The organism is Pleomorphomonas sp. T1.2MG-36 (assembly GCF_950100655.1).
GTDB lineage: Bacteria > Pseudomonadota > Alphaproteobacteria > Rhizobiales > Pleomorphomonadaceae > Pleomorphomonas.
This window is the reverse complement of sequence record NZ_CATNLY010000052.1, coordinates 199,767-225,529: the sequence shown is the minus strand read 5'-3', so window position 1 is coordinate 225,529 and position 25,763 is coordinate 199,767. Positions and strand designations below refer to the sequence as shown.

Below are 25,763 nucleotides of genomic sequence, written 5' to 3'. Positions count from 1 at the left end.
CCACTCAGGAGAAACGCTCATGCTGAGATCGCTCGTCCGTTCCGTCGCCGCCGTGGCCATGGCCGCCCTTTGGGCCGGCAGCAGCTTCGCCGCCGAGCCGCTGAAGGAAATCAACATCTCCTACGTGGAATCGCCCTTCAACCTGCAGACCATCGTCATGCGCAAGCAGGAACTCTTGGAGAAGGAGTTCGCCGCCGACGGCGTCAAGATCAACTGGCACAACATCACCTCCGGCGCCCAGCAGACCCAGGCGATGGCCGCCGGCTCGCTCGACATCGGCGGAGTCATGAACACCACCTCGGTGCTGCTCGCCAATGCCGGCGGCAACCCGGTGCTGATCGCCGCCGGCGTCAGCCGCCCGGCCGAGACCTTCGCCATCCTCGGCAAGGCCGGCGGCCCGAAGACCATCGAAGAGCTGAAGGGCAAGCAGGTGGTCGGCCCGCGCGGCACCGTCCTGCATCAGCTCCTGGCGGCGGCGCTCGCCTCCAAGGGCATGAGCCTTTCCGACGTCGAGTTCATCGGCATGGACCTGCCCAAGTCTCAGGCCGCCCTCGTCGCCGGCCAGACCGACGCGGCGCTGCTCGCCGCCAGCCTGAAGATCAAGGCGGAAGCGGCCGGCGCCACGGTGATCGCCACCGCCGACGGTCTCGTCAATCCGGTGCTGGTGATGGGCGTCTCCAAGGCCTTCGCCGACGCGCACCCCGACGCCGTCGCCCGCGTGCAGCGCGTCAACAAGGAGGCGACCGCCTGGGTGCTCGCCCATCTCGACGAGGCCACCGAGATCGGCGCCAAGGAACAGGGCATTCCGCTTGAGGACGGCAAGAAGCTGGCCGCCTGGGGCAACTTCACCGACACGCTGACCGACAAGGATATCGCCAGCATCAAGGACGACATGAAGTTCCTCATCGACAACGACATGATGAAGGGCACCGTCGACGTCGAATCGCTGATGCTGCCGGGCGCCCTCGCGGTGACCGCAAAGTGAGGACCTTTCTCGAAGTCCGCGAACGCGACGGCGCGTTCGCCATCCGCCACGACGACCTCTTGGCCTATGCCGGGCCGTCGCAGCTCATCGCCTGCACGCTGACCTTCCTGCTGTTCGAGCGGGCCTTCGCCGACCTGTCGCCCGGCGTGCCGCCGCGCCGCGACGACATCCGTCTGCGCACCGCCTTCCCCGGCGACGGCGTCCACGCCGCCATGGAAATGGTGGCGCGAGCGGTCACCGACGGGCGGCTGGTGGTCGACACGCGGCTCGGCCCGCCGGAGGCGCCTCCCGCCCCGGCCGGCCGCTTCTACTTCGAGGTGGCCATCGGCAATGCGGCGCGCGCCTATTGGCCCAAGCCCGGCGTCTTCGACGACCGGTTCATCGACATGGTGGTGAACTACCAGGACGGCAGTGGCGGGCCCAAGGCGCAGGCCGACTACCTCGCCTACAAGTACGACCTGATCGGCCGCCTCAGGAGCATGGCGGTCGGCGACCTGTTCGAAAGCCGCGACATCCCCGCCTGGACGGTTCCGCCGCCGCCGGCCCCGATCGAGGTGATCGACCACGGCACGCTGCTGCGCGTCTCGTTCGCCGACTGCGTCGCCTATCATGGGCGCACCAGCATCGGCGGGCTGGCGCTGGGCTACCGGCTGCTGCAGCACGCCTTTGCAAGGCTCAGCCCCGGCACGGCGCCGGATCGCGACAGCATCAGCGTCTTCACCGCCTTCCCCGGCCCCGGCCTCAGGGATGCGCTGGAGCTGGTCACCCGCGTGGTGACGCGCGGCGCCTACAAGGCCGACCCGGCCGCCGACGTGCCGGGGCCGGCAGGCGTCACCGGCCGCATGTACTTCGAGGTGGAGATCGGCGGCCGGCGGTTGCGCCTCGCGCTCGTCGACGGCGCCCTCGACCCGGAGTTCATCCGCCTCGGCCGCAAGAGCAAGGCCGGCGAGGCCACGCCCACCGACGAAGCGCGCTGGACCGAACTCAAGGAAGCCCTCGCCGTCGCGGTTCTCTCGACACCGGCCGCCGACCTGTTCGTGGAACTGTGAAAATGGGGTCGCGCGGCAACCCCGCGCGGCCTCCGTCAAACTATCATTCTCGGGCAGGCGAGAACCTCGGGAAGGTTGAGCGAACGGCCGATATCGAGTGCCTCTGGAGGGAGCCTGATAAAAGCCTCAGGGCCTTCTCGTCGGCCCATATCAAGCTCCCGCGCCCAAGGGGAGACCGATATCAACCTTGCGCCCCATCCTGCCTGAGGTCCTCGCCTGCGCAAGGATGACAATTTATATATGTGTGACAATAGGATAGCGGAGCGACTGCACCTGCAAGCGTTGTGTTCCGCATCATGGCGATGAGGACATCTCAGGGCCTCGCGGCCGCTTATCCCACTGCCCCGTCATATAGAGCTGTCATCCTCGCGAAGGCGAGGACCTCAGGCAGAACAAAGCTATCCGGCCGATATCGCGCTCCATGTGCTCAGCGCTATTGCCATCACCTACCCCGCCGCCCGCTTCGGCTCGTAGTTGAGGATCGGCGCCAGCCACCTTTCGGCGGTCGCCATGTCCCAGCCCTTGCGGGCGGCGTAGTCGGCGACCTGGTCGGCGTCGATCTTGCCGACGCCGAAATACTGGCTGTCGGGGTGGCTGAAGTAGAGGCCGGAGACGGCGGCGCCGGGCCACATGGCGTAGCTCTCGGTCAGCTCGATGCCGGCCTTCTCGGTCGCCTCAAGCAGCCGGAACAGCGTACCCTTCTCGGTATGGTCGGGTTGAGCCGGGTAGCCGGGGGCCGGGCGGATGCCGCGATATTTCTCGGCGATGATGTCCTCGGTGCTCAGCGTCTCGTCGGAGGCATAGCCCCAGAACTGCCGCCGCACCAAGGCGTGCAGGCGCTCGGCGAAAGCCTCGGCGAGGCGGTCGGCCAGCGACTGTGACAGGATCTTGGAATAGTCGTCGTTGGCGCGGGCGAAGCGCTCGGCCACGGCGTCCTCGCCGAACCCGGTGCTGACGGCGAAGCCGCCGACATAGTCGGCAAGCCCCGTCTCCTTGGGCGCCACGAAGTCGGTGATCGAGAAGTTGGCCCGTGTATTGCCGCGCGCCATCTGCTGGCGGAGTCCGTGGAAGGTGGCGAGCCGCTCGCTCCGGCTGTCGTCGGTGTAGAGCTCGATGTCGTCGCCCACCGCGTTGGCCGGCCAGAAGCCGATGACGGCGCGGGCCGTCAGCCACTTCTCCTCCACCATCTGCTTCAACATGGCCTCAGCGTCTTCGAACAGCGGCCGCGCCGCCTTGCCGTAGGTGGCGTCGTCGAGGATCTGCGGGTAGCGGCCGCGCATCTCCCAGGTGGAGAAGAACGGCGTCCAGTCGATGTAGGGCACGAGTTCCGAGAGGTCGAAGCTCTCGAACACCTTGGTGCCGAGGAACGTCGGCCTGGGCGGCACGTAACCGGCCCATTCGGGCGCGAAGCGGTTGGCGCGGGCGTCGGCGATGGTCAGCCGGCGCTTCTCCTCGCGGCTGCGCGCATGCTCCTCGGCGATGCGGGCGTACTCGCTTTTCACCTCGTCGATGTAGACCACCTTGCGGTCGGACAGCAGCGACGACGCCACGCCGACGGCGCGGCTGGCGTCGGTGACATAGACCGCCTGCCCCTTGGCATAGTTGGGGTGGATCTTGACGGCGGTGTGGACGCGGCTCGTCGTGGCGCCGCCGATCATCAGCGGCAGCGTAAAGCCCTGGCGCTCCATCTCGGCGGCCACGTGGCACATCTCGTCGAGGGAGGGGGTGATCAGGCCCGAGAGGCCGATGATGTCCGCCTTCACCTCGCGCGCCGCGTCGAGGATCTTCTGCGCCGGCACCATCACGCCGAGGTCGATGACACGGAAGTTGTTGCAGGCCAGGACGACGCCGACGATGTTCTTGCCTATGTCGTGCACGTCGCCCTTCACCGTCGCCATCAGCACGGTGCCGGCCGAGGAATCCTCGGTGATCCCCAGCTCTTCCTTTTCCTTCTCCATGAAGGGCATCAGCCAGGCCACCGCCTGCTTCATGACGCGGGCCGATTTGACCACTTGCGGCAGGAACATCTTGCCGGCGCCGAACAGGTCGCCCACCACGTTCATGCCGGCCATCAGCGGCCCTTCGATGACGTGCAATGGCCGGGCGGCCTTGAGGCGCGCTTCCTCGGTATCCTCGGTGATAAACTCGGTGATGCCGTGGACGAGGGCGTGTTCCAGCCGCTTCTCCACCGGCAGCTCGCGCCAGGCGAGATCGACCACCCGCTCCTTGGCGCCGGTGCCGGCATAGCGCGCCGCCGCGTCGACCAGACGCTCGGTGGCGTCGGGACGGCGGTTGAGCACCACGTCCTCGCAGAGCTGCCTGAGCTCGGGGTCGAGCTGGTCGTAAACGCCGAGCTGGCCGGCGTTGACGATGCCGAAGTCCATGCCGGCGGCGATGGCGTGGAAGAGAAACACGGTGTGCATCGCCTCGCGCACCGGCTCGTTGCCGCGGAAGGAGAAGGACAGGTTGGAGACGCCGCCCGACACATGGGCGCCGGGCAGATTCTGGCGGATCCAGCGCGTCGCCTCGATGAAGTCGACGCCGTAGTTGTTGTGCTCCTCGATGCCGGTCGCCACAGCGAAGATGTTGGGATCGAAGATGATGTCCTCGGGCAGCACGCCCACCTTCTCGACCAGCACCTTGTAGCTGCGGGCGCAGATGTCGATCTTGCGCTTGTAGGTGTCGGCCTGCCCCGTCTCGTCGAAGGCCATCACCACCATGGCATGGCCATAGCGGCGCACCAGCTTGGCGTGGTGGATGAAGGCCTCTTCGCCTTCCTTCAGCGAGATCGAGTTGACGATGCCCTTGCCCTGCAAGCACTTGAGGCCGGCCTCGATCACCGTCCACTTCGAGGAGTCCACCATCACCGGCACGCGGGCGATATCCGGCTCGGCCGCCATCAGGTTGAGGAAGGTCACCATGGCCGCTTCGCTGTCGAGCAGGCCCTCGTCCATGTTGACGTCGATGACCGTCGCCCCACCTTCCACCTGGTCGCGCGCCACGGCCAGCGCCGCGGGGTAGTCGCCCTCGCGGATCAGCTTGCGGAAGCGCGCCGAGCCCGTGACGTTGGTCCGTTCGCCGACCATGACGAAGCTGGCGGAAGAGGCGGAAGTATCGGTCATGGCAAGGATTATCCCGAGAGGCAGGTCACGGTAACAGCAATAGGCGGTTTGACTTCAGGCGACTAGGCCCCGATCACTGTCGGCTCCAGGCCCGAGAGGCGCATGCGCGGGTCGATCTTCGGCGGCACGCGCGGCGGTATGGTCTTCACCGCCTCGGCGATCGCCTTGATGTGCGGCGGCGTGGTGCCGCAGCAGCCGCCGACGATGTTGACGAGGCCGGAACGGGCGAACTCGCCCACCAGTTCGGCCATCGCCTCGGGGCTCTCGTCATACTCGCCGAACTCGTTGGGCAGGCCGGCGTTGGGATAGGCGCAGATCAGCGTGTCGGCGACGCGCGAGAGGTCGGCGATGTGGGCGCGCATCTCGCGGGCGCCGAGGGCACAGTTGAGGCCAATCGACAGCAGGCCGGCATGGCGCACCGAATACCAGAAGGCCTCGGCCGTCTGGCCGGACAGCGTGCGGCCCGAGAGGTCGGTGATGGTGCCGGACACCGAGATCGGCAGCCGCACGCCCTTTTCCTCGAACACCTCCTCGGTGGCGAACAGCGCCGCCTTGGCGTTCAGCGTGTCGAACACCGTCTCGATCATGATGATGTCGGCGCCGCCGTCGATCTGGCCGCGCACCGCTTCCGAATAGGCCCGGCGCAACTCGTCGAAGGTGATGGCGCGGAAGCCGGGGTTGTTGACGTCGGGCGAGATCGACGCGGTGCGGTTGGTCGGCCCGAGGGCGCCGGCGACGAAGCGCGGCTTATCCGGGGTCTTGGCGGTATAGGCGTCGGCGGCCCGGCGGGCGATGCGGGCGGATTCGAGGTTCAGCTCGTAGGCCAGCTCCTCCATGCCATAGTCGGCCTGGGCGACGAAGGTCGAGGAGAAGGTGTTGGTCTCCAGAATGTCGGCGCCAGCCTCGAGATACTGGCTGTGGATGTCGAAGATCACGTCGGGCCGGGTGATCGACAACAGGTCGTTGTTGCCCTTGAGATCCTTGTGCCAGTCCTTGAAGCGCTCGCCCCGGAAGTCGGCTTCCGTCAGCTTGCAGCGCTGGATCATGGTGCCCATGGCCCCGTCGATCACCAGAATGCGTTTGGCGGCCAGCTCGCGCAGGCGGCGTTCGGTCGGAGAGATCTCGGTCATGGCGTGTCTCCTTGGTGATCGGTCAGGTTTCAGGCGGGAACGGCGACGGCGGGTTCGGTCTTGGCCCTCAAACCCATCATATGACAGATGGCGTAGACCAGATCCGCCCGGTTCATGGTGTAGAAGTGGAAGTTGCGGAAGCCGCGATCGATCAGGTCCATCACCTGCTCGGCGCAGACGGCCGCCGCCACCAGCTGCCGCGTGGCGGGATCGTTCTCCAGCCCCTCGAAGCGGTGGGCCAGCCAGGCGGGCACCGACGCCCCGGCCTTCTTGGCGAAGGCGGCCGACTGCTCGAAATTCACCACCGGCACGATGCCCGGCACGATCGGCACGTCGATGCCTGCGGCGCGCACGCGGTCGACGTAGCGCTCGAACTTGTCGTTGTCGAAGAAGAACTGGCTGATGGCGCGGGTCGCCCCGGCCTCCACCTTGCGCTTGAGGATTGCGATGTCGGTGGCGACGTCGGGGCTCTCGGGGTGCTGCTCGGGATAGGCCGACACGGAAATCTCGAAATCGCCGATCGCCCGGATGCCGGCGATCAGGTCTGTGGTCGAGGCGTAGCCCTCGGGGTGCGGCTGGTAGCGCGTGCCGACGCCGCCCACCGGATCGCCCCTGAGCGCCACGATGTGGCGGACGCCGACGTCGCGATAGCCGCGCACCACGTCGTCGATCTCGGCGCGGCTGGCGCCGACGCAGGTGAGATGGGCGGCCGGCTTCAGATCGGTTTCGCGGACGATGCGGGCGACGGTGGCATGCGTGCGCTCGCGCGTCGAGCCGCCGGCGCCATAGGTCACCGACACGAAGCGCGGCCCGAGCGGCGCCAGCCGGGTGATCGATGCCCACAGCGTCTCTTCCATCTTCTCCGTCTTGGGCGGGAAGAACTCGAAGGACACGCCGAGATCGAGGGCGCCGAGATTGTGACTGAACCGCATGATGAATGTCCCGAAAAGTCGTGTCGTGCCAGACGCCGGTCAGGCGATACGCTGAAGATTGGCCATGTCGATCCGCCGGTCGGCGGCAAGGAACAGCGACACCGTCAGGCCGTCCGCCGTCTCCGGCGGCAGATCGCGCACCGTGTCGAAGGCAAGGCCCGCCGCCTCGATCCAGCCGCGCATCTGTTCGTGGCTGAAGCCGAGCCGGCGGTGGGCATGGTCGGCGCGCAGGAACTCGTGGTCGTGCGGCGCGAAGTCGACGATCAGCAGCCGTCCGCCGGGGGCCAGCGCCGCCGCCGCCTCGCGCAGCGCCCGCGCCGGATCGTCGAGATAGTGCAGCACCTGGTGGATGACCACCAGATCGAACCCGGCGCCGACCGACAGCGCCGTCACGTCGCCCTGGCGGACATGGGCGTTGTCGATGCCGGCCGCCGTGAGGTTGGCGCGGGCGACGGAGAGCATGTCGTGGCTCATGTCGATGCCGACGGCGCGGCCGTAGCGGTCGGAGAGCAGCGTCAGCATGCGGCCGGTGCCGGTGCCGATGTCCAGCATGTTGAAGATGGGGCGATCGCCGACTGCGGCGCGGACGGCCGCCTCCACGTCGTGCTCGGCAACGTGCAGCGTCCTGAGGCGGTCCCAGCTCGCGGCGTTCTTGGCAAAATAGCGCTGGGCGTCGGCGGCGTGCGCCGCCTTGATGGCGTCGAGCCGGCGGCGGTCGGATTCGACGGCCGGATCGGACGTGTCGATGCTGGCGAGCAGCGTGCGGGTCAGCGCGGCGGCCGGGCCTTCGTCGACGAGGCGATAATAGGCCCAGGCGCCTTCCGGCAGCCGCTCGACAAGTCCGGCCTCGGTGAGCAGCTTGAGGTGGCGCGACACGCGCGGCTGGCTCTGCGCCAGCACCTCCGTGAGATCCTTCACGGTGGCCTCGCCCAGCGACAAGAGCGCCAGGAGGCGCAGCCGCGTCGGCTCGCCGGCGCTCCGGAGCACCGACACCACATCATCGAAGGAAGCCGCCGGCGCCCCGGCAAGGCGAACACTAGACATAAAGATATGTTTATGTCGAACGCCGAGGCGATGCAAGGGGCAAGGTCGGCCGCCCACCATGATGCAAACCGGCGTCGACACCGTCCGCCGACCTGAAACCATCGCTTGAATCGGTACACACAGGCGTTGCATCGGCCGCATTGTACGCGGCTAACGGTAACTCGGCCTATTTTGTAAAAATTTTGCTGTAAGAGACGGTACTTAAGGTTGACAACACACATATATTGCGGCAATTTTGTAGCAAATGAGGCTTTGCCGGGCTTCGAGGAAACCCGCACGGAGTCGCTGGAGGAAAGGGCTGACCATCCCGCGACAGGACCGCGGCCGCGACCCGGGCAATGCCGGTCGCGCGACGGGTGCGCCCAGACGGATAAAAAAGCCGCTCATTTCAAGAGCGAAGCATAGGGAGGATTCGATGACGGCGACTGCGTTGCCACAGGTGGATGCCGAGACGAGGCAGCCCATCCTGGAGATGGCGGGCATTTCCAAGACCTTCCCCGGCGTCAGAGCGCTGTCGGACGTCAATCTCACCGTCTATCCCGGCGAAGTGCATGCCCTGATGGGCGAGAACGGCGCCGGCAAGTCGACGCTGATGAAGATCCTGTCGGGCGCCTACCGCGCCGATCCCGGCGGCGAGATCCGCATCGACGGCCACCCCACCAACATCGACGGCCCGCTCAGCGCCAAGACGAAGGGCATCGCCGTCATCTACCAGGAACTCAGCCTGTCGCCGAACCTGACGGTGGCCGAGAACATCTATCTCGGCCGCGAGCTGTCGTCGGGCGGTCAGGTCGACCGGACCCGCATGCGCGCCGAATGCCAGGGCGTGCTCGACCGGCTCGGCGCCACCTTCGGCCCGGCGACGGTGGTGTCGACGCTGTCGATCGCCGAGCGGCAGATGGTGGAGATTGCCCGCGCCATTCACGCCAACGCCCGCATTCTGGTCATGGACGAGCCGACGACAGCCCTGTCGTCGCGTGAGACCGACAAGCTGTTCGACCTCATTCGCACGCTGCGCGCCGACGGTCTCGCCATCATCTACATCTCGCACCGCATGGCCGAGGTCTATGAGCTGGGCGATCGCTGCTCGGTGCTGCGCGACGGCAGCTACGTCGGCACGCTGATGCGCGAGGAGCTCAAGGCCGAGGCGCTGGTCAAGATGATGGTCGGCCGCGACCTTACCAAGTTCTACAAGAAGGACCACGACGCCAAGGGCAGCCGCGGCGATGCGATCCTCAAGGTGCGCGGCATGAGCGATGGCGGGCGGCGGGTCAATGCCTGCTCGTTCGATCTGCATCAGGGTGAGGTGCTGGCGCTGGCCGGGCTGGTCGGATCGGGCCGGACGGAACTTGCCCGCCTCATCTACGGCGCCGATCCACGCACGGCCGGCACCCTCGAACTCGACGGCAAGCCGCTCGATATCGTCAGGCCGATCCAGGCGGTCAATGCCGGCATCGTCTATCTCACCGAGGACCGCAAGGGACAGGGTCTGTTCCTCGACATGACGGTGCAGGAGAACATCAACCTGCAGGTCGTCGGCCGCGACGCCGGCAAGGGTGGCCTTCTCGATCTCAAGAAGGCCAAGCTCAGGGCGGTCGACGCCATCAAGGCGCTGTCGATCCGCGTGGCCGGCCCGATCGTCGAAGTCGGCTCGCTGTCCGGCGGCAACCAGCAGAAGGTTCTGCTGTCGCGCCTTCTGGAAACCAAGCCGCGCGTGCTGATCCTCGACGAGCCGACGCGTGGCGTCGACATCGGCGCCAAGTCGGAAATCTATCGCATCATCGACGACCTCGTGAAGGCCGGCGTCGGCGTGCTGGTCATCTCCTCCGAGATGCCCGAGGTGGTCGGCATCTCCGACCGTGTGCTGGTGATGCGCGAAGGGGAGATCGTCGGCGAGGTGGGAGGGTCCACCGGCGTCGAGATCACCCAGGAAAACATCATCGCCCTGGCCGCCGGCCTCGCCCAGTCGAGCGCGTCCGCCGCCTGACGCCACTTCATGCAAGACAAGAGAACCGCCATGTCCCAGGAAACGTCGGCTGCCACGCTCACAAACGACAAGGCCGCTGCCAATCGCCAGTTTCTCATCCAGCAGATCATTCGCACGGTCGGCATGCTGCCGATCCTGATCTTGCTCGGCATCGCCTTCCAGCTGATGTCCGGCCGCTTCATCTCGCCGCAGAACCTGTCGATCGTCATGCAGCAGGCGTCGATCAACACCGTTCTGGCCTGCGGCATGACGGCGGTGATCCTGACCGGCGGCATCGACCTCTCCGTCGGCTCCATCCTGGCCGCCTCGGCCATGGCGGCGGTCATGGGCTCGCTGATCCCCGACATGGGCATGATCGGCATTCCGCTGGCGCTGTTCGCCGGCCTGCTGTTCGGCCTCATCAACGGTTCGCTGGTCGCCTTCATCGGCCTGCCGCCGTTCATCTCGACGCTCGGCTCGCTCACCGCCGTGCGCGGCATCGCCCGGCTGCTCGGTAACGACACCACCGTCTTCAACTCGCACCTGCCCTTCGCCTTCATCGGCAACGGCTATCTGTTCGGCATCCCCTGGCTGGTGATCATCGCCTTCCTGTCGGTCATCGTCACCTGGATCATCCTGCGCCGGACAGTGCTCGGCGTGCACATCTACGCCACCGGCGGTAACGAGAGCGCCGCCCGCCTCTCCGGCATCAAGGTCTGGGCCGTGCTGCTGTTCGTCTACGGCTTCTCGGGGATCATGGCCGGCCTCGGCGGCGTGATGAGCGCGGCACGCCTGTTCGCCGCCAACGGCACCCAGCTCGGCCAGGCCTACGAACTCGACGCCATCGCGGCGGTCATCCTCGGCGGCACCTCGTTCACCGGTGGCGTCGGCTCCATCTGGGGCACGCTGATCGGCGCGCTGATCATCGCCGTGCTGTCCAACGGGCTGGTGCTGATCGGCGTCTCCGACATCTGGCAGTACATCATCAAGGGCCTTGTCATCATCATTGCCGTGGCGCTCGACCGCCTGCGCAGCAAGGGCGGTGCCAGGACCTGACAACCGGCGGAGCCGTTGCGGGCGACACCCGCCGCCCGCAACGCGCCCCACGCCAGTCGCCTTGACCAAGTTCTTGAACGTGACGCCGCCGCCATTCCGGCGACGGGCAGAGAGTCACGCTCTGAAGAAAGCCGTCGCGGAGAGGAATCGCGCCGGAAAATCCGCCGTCCACCCCGGCATATCGGGCACACGGCTTCCTTATGGAGGAGTATGACCATGTTGCTTCGCTCTGTTCTGTTCGCGTCCGTCGCCCTCGGCCTCATCGGCACGGCCAGCGCCAAGGATCTCACCAGGATCGGCATCTCCATCGGCTCGATGGGCAACCCGTTCTACGTCGCGCTCGCCAATGGCGCGACCGCCAAGGCCAAGGAGATCAATCCCAACGTCGACGTGATCGCCCTCGGCTACGATTACGACCTCAACAAGCAGTTCACCCAGATCGACAACTTCATCGCCGCCGGCGTCGACCTGATCCTGTTCACGCCCGCCGACTCGCAGGCCGTGGCCCCCGCCATCGCCCGCGCCCAGGCCGCCGGCATCCCGATGGTCGCCGTTGACACCGCCGCCGAAGGCGCCGACGCCACCGTGACCACCGACAACGTCCAGGCCGGCGAGATCGCCTGCCAGTACATCGTCGACAAGCTGGCCGGAAAGGGTGACGTCATCATCCAGAACAGCAACCAGGTGTCGGCCGTCATCGACCGCGTCGTCGGCTGCAAGAAGGTGTTCGCCGCCAATCCCGACATCAAGGTGCTCTCGGACGACCAGAACGCCCTCGGCTCGCGCGACGGTGGCCTGAACGTCATGCAGGCCATGCTGACCCGCTTCGAGAAGATCGACGCCGTGTTCGCCATCAACGACCCGCAGGCGATCGGCTCGAACCTTGCCGCCAAGCAGGCCGGCCGCAACAACATCATCTTCACCTCGGTCGACGGCGCCCCGGACATCGAAGCCGTCCTGAAGGACCCGGAGAGCCCGATGGTCCAGGCCTCGGCCAGCCAGGATCCCTACGCCATGGCCCAGCTCGCCATCGAGATCGGCGTCGATCTGATCAACGGCAAGAAGCCGGCGCAGCAGGTGACGCTGCTTCCCTCCAAGCTGGTGACGCGCGACAACGTCAACGACTACAAGGGCTGGAACGCGGCGCGCTGAGCCCCCCTCGGCAAGTTGCAATCCTGACCGGCGCCCGGGACCTCGTGTCCCGGGCGTTTTTCGTTGGGCGAGCGAGATGAGACGAGTTGGATTCATACAGTCACAAGCGCTTCCGCCCCAAGCTTGGCAAGGCGGCATCGGTCCAAATTCAGCCGCCGCTCTGGCCGATGGCAACGAAACGTTCGTGGACAATGTCGGCACGACCTTCCGGTCCCCGGATGTTGCCATCAAGGAAGGCGTCAAACTCCGGGTCTGCAAGTAGCGCGGTGATTTGCTCGGCGATGAAACGCCTTACGCCCTCTTCGGCCTCCTTGATCTCGGCAACGATCTCCGGCCGGCCATCAACTATGAGAAGGATGTCCTCCAGATCGCGGCTCGTAAAGAAATCACCCTCGCCACGTCCGAGATACGCCTCCAGCTTGGTGGCCACAAAAAGGGCCGGGGCCAACCGCCTGATGGTCATATCGGGAGTCAGCTGAATGGTGACCGCCGTTTCGATGCCTTTGGCATACCAGCGATTGCTGAAGCCGAGGATTGCCTCGTCATCCGGCATGAAGTCGACTTTGAGATTTCCAAGCCGCATCCGGCAGATAACCGTATCTTCCGGTGACTCCTTGAAGCCGTTCCGACGCAGATGGTCCTGCAATTTTGCCCATTCCGCGTATCCCGCAAGATCGACAATGAGGTCGACATCATCCGTCGTCCTGACGTCCTCAAGGGTGATTTCATCGGTAATGAAAAGAGCGGTGGTGCTTCCGCCGACAAACACCAAGCGCTCGCGCAGATCGCGTCCAAGCGCCTCGGCCACGGCTTGCAACATCATCTGGAGCAACTGGCGGCCTCTGACAGTCGTCATTTTGCAAGCAGCTTTTCGGAGAGGCGCTCTCCGGCGAGACCAGCCTCTCTCTGGTTGCCGAGCCGGATCGCATCCACGAGCGCCAAATACTCATAAAGCCGTTCATCCTGCTCCACGGCGTCGGGAACGCTTTTGAACAGAGGCTCGACCGATAGTCCCATGTTACTTCCGCGAGCGGATGGCCAGACATGTATATGCTCCCCGCCGCGGATCAGCAGGTTCTTGAGCATGGGCGCGGCAAAGGCTGTCGGAGTGCCGCGCGTCATGGTGCCAAGCTTTGCCGGGAAGACAAACTTCAGACCGTTAAGAAGGAAGCTATGTAAATTGCGTCGATTGGGATTGGGCCGACCTGTCTGCCTGTCCTTGTTAGCAAGACCCGAGGAGAGGCTGCGCTTGATCGAACCGCTGATCTCGGTCTTGCTGATCCCGAGAAGAGCCTCAAGCCCCCGCACCGAATACGGGGACTCTCCTTGAGAGGCCCAATGAGACTGCTCCGGCAAGGTTTGTCGTTCCTGATCCTGAAGACTCACAAGCTTCAGCAGAACCACGATATCCTGACTTTTCATCCCGCTCATGAAACAGTGTCCTCTGTCCTAGGACAGAGGACACTTCACCACGAACAGCTGTAGCGTGTCAATGAAGGGCTGGAACGCGGCGCGCTGAGCCCCCCTCGGCAAGTTGCAATCCTGACCGGCGCCCGGGACCTCGTGTCCCGGGCGTTTTTCGTTGATGTGATCGGACCGAAGCAGGAGCCGACAAGATCACGCCCAGCTTCTCGTCTCGACAGATATTTACCCGAGACGCTTTTCGGCCCACAGCGAGATGCTCCGGATCCTTGCGGCAACGCAGGTCAGGACACTATCCATGAGCTGAGCCGGCAGGACATGCGGAAGCCCCTCCATCATTGATGTGACCGCCTTCTCGCCATTGTTCAGAAGCTGTTCGAGCTCGCCAATGAGTTTGGTTTTGTCAAAGGCGCATCGATCCGCGGTTTGAAGGAAGTGGCGCGGCATGATGTCGTTGATCTTGTAGTGGTTGTTCTTTCCGACCGACATCGCCAGCTTGAACTTGTTGATGCCGACCTGATACGCATCGACGCTCGGCTGCGCTGTGAGCACGTCATAGAGCGGTGTAAGTTTGAACCGTGTTCCGGGCATCAGGAAGACGCTGAAATTCTTGGCATGACCATCGGTTGCACCGATAAGCCAGAAGATGAGCTGCGCCTTCAAATAGGCAAGCTGATCATCCTCCGGCTTATCGGCGCCTTTGAGCAGTTGCATGATGGCCTGATTGTCAGGCCCGCCGTCGGATTGGTATTTGCGGTTGGGTGGCACTGACAGAGCCTGGCACATATCCTCTTGCGGGAGGCGCAGCAGGCGGCCATCGCGAGCCCGGATGCGATCGAACCGCTCGACGGCAAGAGCTTTGGTACCGGCGAAGTCCACGATGTCGACATCGGCCACATCGAGTCCGAAAGCCTTGCAGAGTTTCATGCAGAGATATTCGTTCTCGACGCTGTTGCTCAGGTCGATACCGCTCGGGATCTGACCGATCTGCGGCTTTATGATGTGCGTGGTCGGTGTCGTGCCAGTCGGGATTTGCCATTTGCCGTCGTGGTAGAGCAGCGCCGTTTTTTCCTGCGCTCCGGCAATCGAAATCCGGAAGCCCTCATTCTCATCCATTCCGAGCGGCGCCGATTTCAGGTCGGCGATCTTCTTGGCAATCTCCTCAGGGCTGATCGGATGCCCCTCGATGGCGCCGACTTTTCCAACGTCGGCATTGTCCGGCAAGAACTGCAGCGCACCGACGCAATCGGCGCCGATCTTGCTAAGCAGGCTGTAGGCATCCGTACCGTTGGCCTGCACCTTTGCAGCGACGCGGTCACGAACGATCTTGTTGTCGGGCAGCAAGTTTTCGAAGACGGCGAGCACCGGCTCGCCGATATAGCGATCCTCTCGCAACGGAAGCGAGAGTGACACCGGGATGGCGTTGTCCCATTCGAGCCATTCCGGCGCATACCGAAAGTCTATGGCACCGCTGGAAGCGCGGGTCAGCAGGCCGACATCTCTGCCGTTGAGCAGAACTCTCAGTGGGGGGTTTTGCTTCGTGCGTGCCACTAGAAAAGATCCTCGATGTCAGGTGTCGAGGTCGAGCGATCCTGGATCACCAGCTCAAGGTTCAGTGCCGCCAGAATATCGGTCAACGTTTTGAGCTTAACGCCGCCCTCGCCGCCTTCCAGCTGCGAGATCGTTGCTTGCCGCAGCTTGGTTTTCTCACCGAGCTGCGCCTGTGTCAGACCTTTCAGCTTGCGCCGGCGCCTGATAACTGCGCCTATTTGGGGCGGTGTACGGACAATGTCGCTCATGCAAGCCTCTCCTCGCATGAGGATACGCCTTAGCGTATAAATTTTCAATATACGGCCAAGCGTATATTTAAAAAAAATACGCTAGAGCGTATAAAACGTAACTATACGTCAGAGCGTATAATCAGGACGAGACACAGCAGGGCGAGATCGCCCCGCCCCTTCACCGCGCCACGTGGACCTTGTCGCGGCTGTGGCTTCCGCCGCCGACCAGTTGTTCCTCGAACACCAGATGGGCGGCGCCCAGGATGCCGGCGCGGTCGCCGCTCTTTGCCGTGACGATCTGCAGGGTCTGCGTGGCGAGCGGCAGGCAGCGCTGGTTGACCAGTTCGCGAATGCCGGCCATCAGGTGCTCGCCGGCTTCCGCGAGCGTACCGCCGACCACGATCAGGTTCGGGTTGAGCACGCTGACGACGTTGGCCGTCACCTCGCCGAACCCCTTGCCGGCGGCGCGGATCAGCTGGATCGCCTCGGGCACGTTGCGCTTGACGATGCCGATGACGTCGCGGGCGTTCCGGGCCTCGATGCCGATGGCGCGCAGATCGCGGGCGATGGCCCAGCCGCCCGAATAGGCTTCGAGGCAGCCGAGCTTGCCGCAGCGGCAGAGCGGCGGATTGGGCAGGTCGAGCTGGATGTGGCCGATGTCGGCCGCCGCGCCGCGCCCGCCGCGATAGACCTCGCCGCCGCTGATGAAGCCGCCGCCGATGCCGGTGCCGGCCTTGATGAAGAAGAAATAGTCCTCGTCCGGCCAGTAGGTCTTGTACTCGGCGAGCGCCATCAGGTTGACGTCGTTGTCGGCGAACACCTTGATCTTGTAGCGATCCCAGAACCAGCCGCGAATGTCGAGCTCGTACCAGCCGTGCATGACCGAGGGGCCGAACACCCGCGCGGTCTGGTAGTCGATGCGCGAGGGCAGGCAGATCCCGACGCCGATGACGTCCTCGATCGGCCGGCCGATCTGCGGCAACAGGCGCTCGATGCAGGCGCCGATCTGCTCCAGGATGGAGGTCGGCTCGTCGTCGAGGTCGGTCGGAAAGGCTTCCTCGACCACGATCTTCGGCGTCAGGTCGGTCAGGGCGACGCGCGTCCGGCTCTCGCCGATGTCGACGGCGGCGATCAGCGCGAACTCCTCGTTCACGCTGAGAAGCTTCGAGGGGCGGCCGCCGGTCGGCAGCACCTTCTCGGTCTCGCGCACCAGATTGGCGTTGAACAGCGTGGCGAGCCGCTGAACCACGGTGGTGCGCGAACTGCCGGACAGCTGTTCCAGCTCGGATCGGGAAACGGCCCCGTTCCTGGCGATCAGCGAGAACAGGTCTCGGCTTTCCACGGGCAAATGGCTACCACTCGTATCGGTGATAACGTCCCTCGCACTCACCACGGCGTTTCCCTTTTTCAACAGTCTTGGCGCCCTCGTCCCGATCAGGAAACCGCCGGAGCGACCGCAGGCATCGGTCGGTTGCATCATACCCGATCGCCTCTAGCCGGTAAACGAACGAACGCTGCGCCCCCTTCGGAACTGCCTGAACTTCAACGGAAATCGCCGCATTTTCGCACATACGCGCGCATTAGGCGGCAACAACTGTATTATTCCGGCGTATCGGTTATTTATTTTGACTTTTTTTATACCGAAGTCTACAGTGTTCGGGCAATTTTCGGTCATTATGCCCATCGCAGAGGAAATGGCCGGGGGAACGCGAGGAGACACCCACGATGCTTTCACCTTTTCCGTCATCCACCGCATTGGCCGATGCGATTCGCATCCTGACCATCGACGCGGTGCAAGCCGCCGGTTGCGGCCATCCGGGTGCCCCCATGGGCATGGCGGAAATGGGCACCGCCCTGTGGACGCGCCACCTCAGCCACAACCCGGCCGATCCGAAGTGGGTCAACCGCGACCGCTTCGTGCTGTCCAACGGCCATGCGTCGATGCTGATCTATTCGATGCTGCATCTCACCGGCTATGACGTGTCGCTGGACGACATCAAGAACTTCCGCCAGTTGGGCGGCCGCCTGCCCGGCCACCCCGAATACGGCCACACCCCCGGCGTCGAGACCACCACCGGCCCGATCGGACAGGGCCTGGCCAACGCCGTCGGCCTCGCGCTCGCCGAGAAGCTCCTGGGCATCGAGTTCAACCGCCCCGGTTTCCCCATCGTCGACCACCACACCTACACCTTCGTCGGCGACGGCTGCCTCATGGAAGGCATCTCGCACGAGGCCTGCTCGCTGGCCGGCACCTGGAAGCTCAACAAGCTGATCGCCTTCTGGGACGACAACGGCATCTCCATCGACGGCCGCGTCTCCGACTGGTTCAGCGACAACACGCCCAAGCGCTTCGAAGCCTATGGCTGGCACGTGATTTCCGGCGTCGACGGCCATGACGTCGAGGCGCTGGACAAGGCGATCCAGGAGGCCAAGGCCCAGACCGAAAAGCCGACGCTGATCTGCTGCCGCACGATCATCGGCAAGGGCTCGCCCAACCGCCAGGACACCCCAGGCGTTCACGGCAACCCGCTCGGCGACGCCGAAATCGCCGCCACCCGCGCAGCGCTCGGCATCACCTCCGGCCCGTTCGAAATCGCCGCCGACGTGCGCGCCGCCTGGAACGGCCGCGATGCCGGCGCCCAGCGGCAGCAGAAGTGGCAGGCCCTGTTCGACGGCTACCGCGCCGCCTTCCCGGACAAGGCCGCCGAGTTCGAGCGCCGCGTCAACGGCCGCCGCCCCGAGAATTTCGCCGCCGAGACCGCCAAGCTTTTGGCGACCATCGACGCCGAGGCGAAGAGCGTCGCCACCCGTCACGGCTCGCAGCGGGCGCTCAACGCCCTGGCGCCGCTGATGCCGGAGCTCCTGTCCGGCTCCGCCGACTTGCACGCCTGCACCATGACGGAGTGGGACGGCTGCAAGCATCTGCGCGCCAACGCCCTCGAAGAAGGCGGCAACGTCCTCGACTACGGCATCCGCGAGTTCGGCATGACGGCGATCGTCAACGGGTTGTCGCTGCACGGCGGCTTCCTGCCCATCGGCGCCACCTTCCTGGTGTTCTCCGAATATGCCCGCAACGCCATCCGCATGGCGGCGCTGATGAAGATCAACCCGATCTTCGTGCTGACCCACGACTCCATCGGCATGGGCGAGGACGGCCCGACCCATCAGGCCGTCGAGCAGACGGCGACGCTGCGTCTGATGCCCAACCTGGACGTCTGGCGTCCCTGCGACAGCGTCGAGACCTTCGTCGCCTGGCAGACCGCCATCGAGCATCGCGATTGCCCGACCGCCCTCGTCCTGACGCGCCAGCGCGTGCCGCACCAGCCGCGTGACGCCGCCAAGATCGAGGCGATCAAGCGCGGCGGCTACGTGCTGAGCGACTGCGCCGGCAAGCCCGACGCGGTGATCATCGCCACCGGCTCGGAAGTCGGCCTCGCCATGGAGGCGCAGCAGAAGCTCGCCGCCGAGGGCGTTGCGACCCGCGTCGTCTCCCTGCCCTCGCACTTCGTGTTCGAGAAGCAGGACGCCGCCTATCGCGACGCCGTGCTGCCGCGCGGCATCCCCCGCGTTGCCGTCGAGGCGGGCGTGACCGACTATTGGCGCAAGTACGTCGGTCTCGACGGCGCCGTCGTCGGCATCGATCGCTTCGGCGAGTGCGGCCCGGCACAAGAGGTCTACGAGTTCTTCGGCATCACCACCGACGGCGTCGTCAAGGCGGTGCAGAGCGTCCTGGCGTAATCGCCCCGCACTTGCCCGGCGCCCTCACAACGCCGGGCGAGCCACTCGCGTCACGACGCGAGTGGTCCTCCAAAGCCGCCTCCCCGGCCTCCTCCCCCCGAGGCCCGCGGCTTAACCGTGCCCCCGGCTCCCGCCCCCTCCCGGCGAGACCCGGGGGCCGGTCCCACTTTCCCTCGCCATCGGTCAAGTCCTTCCACCGCGCGCGCCGCGAGACCCGACGCGTCACGCCGACGGCGTGTGCCCGGAGAGGACCGTGGCCAGGAGATCCCGGTCGATGTTGCCGCCGGTCAGGATCACGGCAACCTTCCTGTTCCGGAATCGAGCGCGGTGCCGCATCAAGGCGGCATAGCCCGCCGCGCCGGCGCCTTCCGCGACATTGTGTGTGGCGCTGTAGAGCGAGCGGATCGCCTCGGCGATCTCGTCCTCGCTGACGGTCACCACGTCGGCCGCCCCGGACAGCACGATGTCCACCGCCTCTTCCGGCGGCTCCTTGCAGGCCATGCCGTCGGCGAAGGTCGCGGCCTCCGTGCCGATCATGCGGTGCTTGGCTTGGAACGACTGCGCGTAGACCGGCGCCCGCTCGGCGCAGACGCCGATGATGGCGGTTCTCAGGTTCATGAGATTGCGCATGGCGATCAGCGAGCAGATGCCCGAACCCATGCCGAGCGGCACGAACACCGCGTCGAGATCGGGATGCTGCGAGAACAGTTCCCAGCCGTAGGTCGCCACGCCGCGAACGATGTGGCGGCTGAACGAGGAAACGCTGAGGAACTCCCGTTTTGTCGCCTCGCTGGCCGCGACCCGTCGCGCCTCGTCGAAGTCCCGGCCGGAGATCAGCAGCTCGCCGCCGAACGCCTCCATGGCCGCGTTCTTCTCGCGCGAGTTTCCCTCGGGCACCACGATCACCGAGGGTATGCCGGCCTGCCGGGCGCCCATGGCGATGGATTGGCCATGGTTGCCCCGCGTGGCGGTGATGATGCCCTTGGGAAGACCTTCGCGCTTGAGCGCATCGACGAACACCAGTCCGCCGCGCGCCTTGAACGAGCCGGTCGGCGTATGGTTCTCGTGCTTGACGATCACCTCGACCCCGCTCTCCCTGGCCAGCAGCGGCCAGGCATAGGCAGGCGTTGGCGGAACGACGCGGCGCACGATTTTCAGTGCGTCTTCTATGTCATTGTCGGTGAACTGCATGTGAGGCTCCTTCGCCGTAAAACTAGCGAAGGCCACCGCCGCCGGCTTTCAAAAAACGAACATGAATGGACGAGCGAAGGCGCGATCCGGATGCACGTCGGTTACCCCGACCTCAGGGCGCTTGGCGTGACGCCGACCCTCCTCACGAACTGCGACGTCATGTGGGCGTGCGAGGAAAAGCCGCATTCCAGGGCAATGTCCGCCAGCGAGTGATCGGTCGTCTCGATCAGTTCCCGAGCCCGGCGCAGCCGGCATTCGATGATGTAGTCGCGCGGCGATCGCCCCGTCGCCCTGTGGAAGGCTCGGGCGAAATAGCGCGTCGACAAACCGAGCGCCGCCGACAGGTCGGTGACCAGGAGGTTTTCCGAAAGCCTTAAGTCGATGAGGTCGTCGATGCGGCGCAGCCTTTGGGGCGTGATCCAGCCCGGGATCGGCTCATTCCGGGTCTCTGAAAGATCGTCGACACGATCCCGGAGCGCCAGCACCAGGGCTTCGCAATCGAGTGGATCGGCGTGGGTGAGGAGCAGACTGCGCAGACGATGGGCAATGCCGGCCGCCCTTTCGTCGATGAAGTCGTGGCAGCCGCGACGGATCTCCAGGTCCTGGCAGACGAGCCGGAGATACTCGCCGCCCCGGCGGGACCTCGAATAGACGTCCCAGCCCTTGGCCCGCACCGCCAGACTGTTGGCGCGCACCTTGAATGACGACCTCCGATCGGTTCCGATCGAATGCTCGCCGGTCTGGCAATCATAGGCAAAGCCGATCTCATTGTCGGCCACCACGTAACGCACGCAGTAGGGCGAGGCGGGCAGCAGCTCCAGGCGCCAGTGAGGTGTAGCGAGAGCTTTCAAGGGTGACTCCGGACACCGACGGCCGCCCCTTCGATAGGCGACAATCCCAGGCCATAATGCCTTCGCCCATCTTGCCAAGACAATGGCTGGAGGACAACGGCCATCAGCGAACCCTGTGCGGCGCCCCGGTCCGTCTCACGGTCGGAGCCCTTGGTCGAGGGCGGCATTCATCACTCATCCCGCGTTTCCGACTGTCGATTGCCCACGCGAACGTGATCGCCCCATTCTTGACCGATCAGTCCAGAACCGGTACCACTTCCCCATGGCAAGACCACGGGAGTTCGACAGAGATGCCGCGCTGACGGCGGCGATCGAAGTGTTCTGGTCCAAGGGCTTCGCGGCGACGTCGACGGAGGACCTGGTCCAGGCGATGGGTATCGGCCGCCAGAGTTTCTACAACGCCTTCGGCGACAAGCGCCGGCTCTACCTCGAAGCGCTGGAGACCTATCAGCGCAACGCCACGAGCTGCCACATCGGCCGGCTGACGGCGCCGGCCTCGCCGCTCGACGGCCTGCGCGACCTGCTCATCGGCCTCATCCCCGACGACGACGCCCTGCGCTGCCGGGGCTGCCTCGGCGCCGGATCGGTCGGCGAATTCGGCGTCACCGACCCCGAGCTGACGGAAATGCGGGAGAAGATGATCGCCGCCTTCCGGGCGAAGGTCGTCGACCGCCTGAGCGAAGGACAGAGACTGGGCGAGATCGATCCGGAGATCGACATCGAACAGGCGGCGTCCTTCGTCGAGATCACCATGACCGGCCTGCAGCTCGCCGCGCGCGGCGGCGGCGGAGCCAAGGAACTCCACGCCCTCGCCGCCTTCGCGGTGGAGCGCTTCAGAGCCAGATGACCAGATAAGCAGATAACAAGACGACGCCGGGAGTGCGCCCTTCGCTTGTCCAATTATGGACTGATCAGTCAAAAACGGAGCATGACGATGAGTGACGACAACAGGAAAGTGGCGCTGGTGTTCGGCGGTTCGCGCGGCATCGGCGCCGCCATCGTGTCGCGGCTGGCGGACGACGGCTACACCGTGCCCTTCACCTACGTTTCGAGCGAGACCGCCGCCAACGATCTCACTGCCAAGGTGCGGGCGGCCGGCGGCGAGGCGCTGGCCATCAAGGCCGACAGCGCCCAAAAGGACGATCTCATCGCCGCCGTCGGCACCACCATCGACCGCTTCGGAAGGCTGGACGTGGTCGTCGTCAATGCCGGCGTCGCCCGCATGGGGCTCGTCGACACGGTGCCGGTCGAGGACCTCGACTTGCAGCTCGACGTCAACGTGCGCGGCGTGTTCCTGGCCATCCAGGCCGCGCTGCCGCACATGAAGGACGGCGGACGCATCGTCACCATCGGCAGCAACATCGCCCAGCGCAGCGGCTTCCCCGGCGCCAGCGTCTACCAGACCACGAAGGCGGCGGTGGCCGGCATGGTCAAGGGCCTCGCCCTCGACCTCGCGCCGCGCGGCATCACCATCAACAACGTCCAGCCCGGCCCGACCCGCACCGACATGATCGGCGCCCTCGGCAACGAGGGGATGGACATGGTGATGGGCATGGTGCCGCTGAAGCGCATGGCCGAGCCGGAGGAGATCGCCGGCCTCGTCTCCTACATCGCCCGCGACGAAGCCGGCTACGTCACCGGCGCCAGCCTGACCATCGACGGCGGCTTCGCCCTCTGACGAAACGGCCTCGGCCGGGGAACGCTCCCCGGCCCCCGCCTATTTCGGCGGCGGGGCGCAGGAATGGCCGATGACCAGCTTGGGCTCGGCCACGTGGCAGCGCCGCTCGCCGGTCCTCGCGGCCTCGCCGCGCACGTGCTCCATCATCCACAGCGAGGCGACGCGGGCCAGTTCCTCGATCGGCTGCTCCACCGTGGTGATGCGCGGCATGACGATGCTGCTCCAGGCCACCACGTCGATGCCGGCGATGGACACGTCGTCGGGGCAGCGGAAGCCGAGGTCGGTGACGGCCTGCAACGCGCCGATCGCCATGTAGTTGTTGGCCGCCAGGATGGCAGTCGGCCGCCGGGGCGCCGACATAAGGCGGATGACGTTCTCGTAGGCGAGATCGGCGCTGTAGTCGGCCACGATCTCTAACTCCGGGTCCACCTCGAGGCCCGCCTCGGCCATGGCCGAGCGGAAGCCCTCCAGGCGACGTTCGGCCACCCACATGCGCCTCTGGCCGCCGACATAGGCGATGCGGCGATGGCCGAGCCGCGCGAGATATTCGGTCAGCATCTCCGTGCCGCGCCGGTGGTCTGAGGTGACGAAGTCGAGCGCCGTGCCGTCGACGTCCTGGTCGACCAGCACCACGGGAACGTCGATCTCGTTGAGATAGGCGGCGAACTCCGGATCGTTCCTGAGCGGCGTCATGATGATGCCCGCCACCCGGTGCCGCTTCAGCAGCGTCAGCGTGCGCAACTCGCGGTCGGGATCGGAGGCGAGGTTGGCGACGATCAGCATGTGCTCGTGGCCGGAGATGTGCCTGTCGATAGTGCCGAACAGCCGGCCGAAGAACGGGTTGGCGGCGTCGCCCAGCACCATGCCCACCAGCTTGGACTGCCCGCGCTTCAAATTCTGCGCCATCAGGTTCGGCGTGTATCTCACGGCGGCCACCGCCGCGTCGATGCGCGCCCGCGTTTCCTCGCTCACCGGCCCGGTGCCGTTGAGGGCCAGCGACACGGTGGAAATGGAGACGCCCGCATGACGGGCCACATCCCTGATCGTTGCCATCGCCTTGCCTTTTTCCGGCCGTTCCGGCCTATCGAACCGTTTTCATACCCACCCCGACGACATGCGCCGAAGAGCGCACGAGCGGATGGAAATCCGCGCACCCCCGGCGGCGGGACAGGTTCGATCTATCCACATGTCGCTGTTCGATGATAGTTCGATACTTGTCAAGCCAAAAACCCGACTATACGATCCTATCGAAACGGTTCGATATCAATGCCAGAATGAGCATCCGCACCAAGACGGAATTCGTTCGCCGTTTCATCCTAGAGGGTTAGGGAGTTTACCATGCGATTCCGGTTTAGTGGAGAGGTCCGTCTTGTTGCCAGCGCGCTTCTGGGCGCCGCAATTCTTGTCGCCCCGGCGCGCGCCGAAGACATCGTCATCAAGATGTGGACGCTCGACAACAAGGGCTACAAGGAACTCATCGCCGAGGCCGCCGAGAGCTTCAAGGCGACCCATCCGAACGTCAGCATCGAACACCAGATCTTTCCGGGCGACCCATACAAGACCGCGCTGAAGGTGGCGCTGGTCGGCTCCGACGGGCCGGACGTGTTCTTCAACTGGGCCGGCGACCGCGCCGCGCAGCTCGTCAAGGACAAGCTGGCGCTCGACATCACCGATTACGGCAACGTGCCGGGCGGCTTTGCCAAGGTGCTGCCGCAGGGCCTTCTGGATTCCTTCCGCTACGACGGCCGCCTCTACGGCGTCGCCACCGACGCGGTCACCAAATACGTCTTCTACGACAAGGCCTATTTCGCCGAGCACAAGCTCGAAATCCCCAAGACGCTGGGCGAACTCGGTGGCTTGTGCAAGGCGATCCGCCAGATCGATCCCAACACCGTGCCGATGCCGCTTGGCAACAAGACGCGCTGGAAGGCCATCCACTGGATGACCATGCTCAACGAGCGCGCCATGGGCGTCGCGGCCACCGCCGCCGACTACGACCTGTCGCGGCCGGCCGACCAGCTCTACACCGATCCGGGCTATGCCAAGGCCTTCCAGGCGCTCGTCGACCTGCAGGACGCCGGCTGCTTCGAGGACGCGCCGAACGCCACCGAATACGCCATCGCCGACTCGATGTTCATCACCCGGGCCTCGCCGATGGAATATTGCGGCAGCTGGTGCACCTCGGCGCTCGATGAGGCCGGCTTCACCGACTACGGCTTCTTCCGTCTGCCGGTGATGGAAGGCGGCAAGGGCAACCCCGACGCCAACTTCCTGGTGCCCGAGGGTTATCAGGTCTCCGCCAAGACCGCCCATCCCAAGGAAGCGGTCGAATGGCTGAGCTTCCTGGTCTCCGACGAGCAGGCCCTGAAGTTCGCCGAGAAGGTGCAGTTCCTGCCGTCCAACACCAAGCTCATCGACAAGGCCGAGGGCGTGCCGCAGAGCTTCAAGGACATCGCGAGCGAAGTCGCCACCGTCAAGGAGGGCGTCAACGTGCTCGATGCGCTGCTCGAGTCCACCGTGGCCGACGCCTACATGAACGCCACCGTCGAGGTGCTGAACCGCACGCTGACGCCGGAAGCGGCCGTCGGCAAGGTGCGCGAGGCAGCTCTCGCCGCGCAGGCCAAGAAGTAAGCTCCCGGGAGCCCTGCTCCCGCAAAGAGTGACGG

General features: G+C 65.4%; 19 protein-coding genes and 1 pseudogene. 9 read left to right on the top strand and 11 right to left on the bottom strand.

Annotation, left to right across the window (positions count from 1 at the left end):
- The first annotated feature begins 19 nt into the window (after positions 1 to 19).
- Both QQZ18_RS22090 and QQZ18_RS22085 read left to right on the top strand, forming a co-directional pair.
- Positions 20 to 985, top strand: a complete 966-nt coding sequence (locus QQZ18_RS22090; RefSeq protein WP_284543158.1) for an ABC transporter substrate-binding protein — start codon at positions 20 to 22, stop codon at positions 983 to 985.
- Entirely contained in the window at positions 982 to 2,034 is a 1,053-nt protein-coding gene (locus QQZ18_RS22085) for a hypothetical protein (RefSeq protein WP_284543157.1), read from the top strand. Before QQZ18_RS22090 ends, QQZ18_RS22085 begins: the two co-directional genes overlap by 4 nt.
- A 446-nt stretch (positions 2,035 to 2,480) precedes the next feature.
- On the opposite strand, the pseudogene metH reads toward QQZ18_RS22085, so the two are convergent.
- From metH to QQZ18_RS22070, 3 genes and pseudogenes are all read right to left on the bottom strand, one after another.
- Positions 2,481 to 6,286 (bottom strand): annotated as a pseudogene (gene metH, locus QQZ18_RS22080) (methionine synthase).
- 29 nt (positions 6,287 to 6,315) lie between these two features.
- Positions 6,316 to 7,218, bottom strand: a complete 903-nt coding sequence (gene metF, locus QQZ18_RS22075) for a methylenetetrahydrofolate reductase [NAD(P)H] (RefSeq protein WP_284543156.1) — start codon at positions 7,216 to 7,218, stop codon at positions 6,316 to 6,318.
- Between the two features lie 39 nt (positions 7,219 to 7,257).
- Positions 7,258 to 8,262, bottom strand: coding sequence for an ArsR/SmtB family transcription factor (locus QQZ18_RS22070; protein ID WP_284543155.1), 1,005 nt, complete (start codon positions 8,260 to 8,262; stop codon positions 7,258 to 7,260).
- A 415-nt stretch (positions 8,263 to 8,677) separates the two neighbouring features.
- On the opposite strand from QQZ18_RS22070, the gene QQZ18_RS22065 reads away from it, so the two are divergent.
- From QQZ18_RS22065 to QQZ18_RS22055, 3 genes are all read left to right on the top strand, one after another.
- On the top strand, positions 8,678 to 10,249 hold the full coding sequence (locus QQZ18_RS22065; protein WP_284543154.1) for a sugar ABC transporter ATP-binding protein: 1,572 nt from the start codon (positions 8,678 to 8,680) through the stop codon (positions 10,247 to 10,249).
- 30 nt (positions 10,250 to 10,279) lie between these two features.
- Positions 10,280 to 11,284, top strand: coding sequence for an ABC transporter permease subunit (locus QQZ18_RS22060; protein WP_284543153.1), 1,005 nt, complete (start codon positions 10,280 to 10,282; stop codon positions 11,282 to 11,284).
- 219 nt (positions 11,285 to 11,503) lie between these two features.
- Complete coding sequence (locus QQZ18_RS22055; protein ID WP_284543293.1) at positions 11,504 to 12,436, top strand: ABC transporter substrate-binding protein; 933 nt, start codon at positions 11,504 to 11,506, stop codon at positions 12,434 to 12,436.
- Positions 12,437 to 12,584: 148 nt separating this feature from the next.
- Here the strand turns inward: QQZ18_RS22055 and QQZ18_RS22050 are convergent, their stop codons facing one another.
- The 5 genes from QQZ18_RS22050 to QQZ18_RS22030 all read right to left on the bottom strand — a co-directional run bounded on the left by QQZ18_RS22050 (position 12,585) and on the right by QQZ18_RS22030 (position 17,029).
- Entirely contained in the window at positions 12,585 to 13,259 is a 675-nt protein-coding gene (locus tag QQZ18_RS22050) for a hypothetical protein (RefSeq protein WP_342398941.1), read from the bottom strand.
- 29 nt (positions 13,260 to 13,288) lie between these two features.
- Positions 13,289 to 13,858: a hypothetical protein gene (locus tag QQZ18_RS22045; protein ID WP_284543292.1), complete on the bottom strand. Its 570-nt coding sequence runs from the start codon at positions 13,856 to 13,858 to the stop codon at positions 13,289 to 13,291.
- Between the two features lie 225 nt (positions 13,859 to 14,083).
- Positions 14,084 to 15,409, bottom strand: coding sequence for a type II toxin-antitoxin system HipA family toxin (locus QQZ18_RS22040; protein WP_284543151.1), 1,326 nt, complete (start codon positions 15,407 to 15,409; stop codon positions 14,084 to 14,086).
- Positions 15,409 to 15,657 carry a helix-turn-helix domain-containing protein gene (locus QQZ18_RS22035; RefSeq protein WP_284543150.1) on the bottom strand — a complete coding sequence of 83 codons (249 nt, stop codon included), beginning with the start codon at positions 15,655 to 15,657 and terminating at the stop codon, positions 15,409 to 15,411. The genes QQZ18_RS22040 and QQZ18_RS22035 overlap by 1 nt, the downstream gene beginning before the upstream one ends.
- A 160-nt stretch (positions 15,658 to 15,817) precedes the next feature.
- Positions 15,818 to 17,029, bottom strand: coding sequence for an ROK family protein (locus tag QQZ18_RS22030; protein WP_284543149.1), 1,212 nt, complete (start codon positions 17,027 to 17,029; stop codon positions 15,818 to 15,820).
- 335 nt (positions 17,030 to 17,364) lie between these two features.
- Here QQZ18_RS22030 and tkt point away from each other — a divergent pair, with 335 nt between their 5' ends.
- Positions 17,365 to 19,377 (top strand): transketolase, encoded by a 2,013-nt coding sequence (gene tkt / locus QQZ18_RS22025; RefSeq protein WP_284543148.1) that lies wholly within the window; start codon positions 17,365 to 17,367, stop codon positions 19,375 to 19,377.
- Between the two features lie 222 nt (positions 19,378 to 19,599).
- Here the strand turns inward: tkt and QQZ18_RS22020 are convergent, their stop codons facing one another.
- Both QQZ18_RS22020 and QQZ18_RS22015 read right to left on the bottom strand, forming a co-directional pair.
- Positions 19,600 to 20,568 (bottom strand): threonine dehydratase, encoded by a 969-nt coding sequence (locus QQZ18_RS22020; protein ID WP_284543147.1) that lies wholly within the window; start codon positions 20,566 to 20,568, stop codon positions 19,600 to 19,602.
- 101 nt (positions 20,569 to 20,669) lie between these two features.
- The gene (locus QQZ18_RS22015; RefSeq protein WP_284543146.1) at positions 20,670 to 21,419 is read right to left on the bottom strand and encodes a helix-turn-helix domain-containing protein; all 750 of its coding nucleotides are present in this window, start codon (positions 21,417 to 21,419) and stop codon (positions 20,670 to 20,672) included.
- A 262-nt stretch (positions 21,420 to 21,681) separates the two neighbouring features.
- Between QQZ18_RS22015 and QQZ18_RS22010 the strand changes: the two genes are divergently transcribed.
- A complete protein-coding gene (locus tag QQZ18_RS22010; RefSeq protein ID WP_284543145.1) occupies positions 21,682 to 22,266 on the top strand; it encodes a TetR/AcrR family transcriptional regulator in 585 nt (194 codons plus the stop codon).
- A gap of 87 nt (positions 22,267 to 22,353) precedes the next feature.
- Positions 22,354 to 23,097, top strand: a complete 744-nt coding sequence (locus QQZ18_RS22005) for a 3-oxoacyl-ACP reductase family protein (protein ID WP_284543144.1) — start codon at positions 22,354 to 22,356, stop codon at positions 23,095 to 23,097.
- A gap of 39 nt (positions 23,098 to 23,136) precedes the next feature.
- Here QQZ18_RS22005 and QQZ18_RS22000 read toward each other — a convergent pair whose 3' ends face one another.
- Positions 23,137 to 24,150, bottom strand: coding sequence for a LacI family DNA-binding transcriptional regulator (locus tag QQZ18_RS22000; protein WP_284543143.1), 1,014 nt, complete (start codon positions 24,148 to 24,150; stop codon positions 23,137 to 23,139).
- Between the two features lie 285 nt (positions 24,151 to 24,435).
- On the opposite strand from QQZ18_RS22000, the gene QQZ18_RS21995 reads away from it, so the two are divergent.
- The gene (locus QQZ18_RS21995; protein ID WP_284543142.1) at positions 24,436 to 25,728 is read left to right on the top strand and encodes an ABC transporter substrate-binding protein; all 1,293 of its coding nucleotides are present in this window, start codon (positions 24,436 to 24,438) and stop codon (positions 25,726 to 25,728) included.
- Positions 25,729 to 25,763 lie beyond the last annotated feature (35 nt).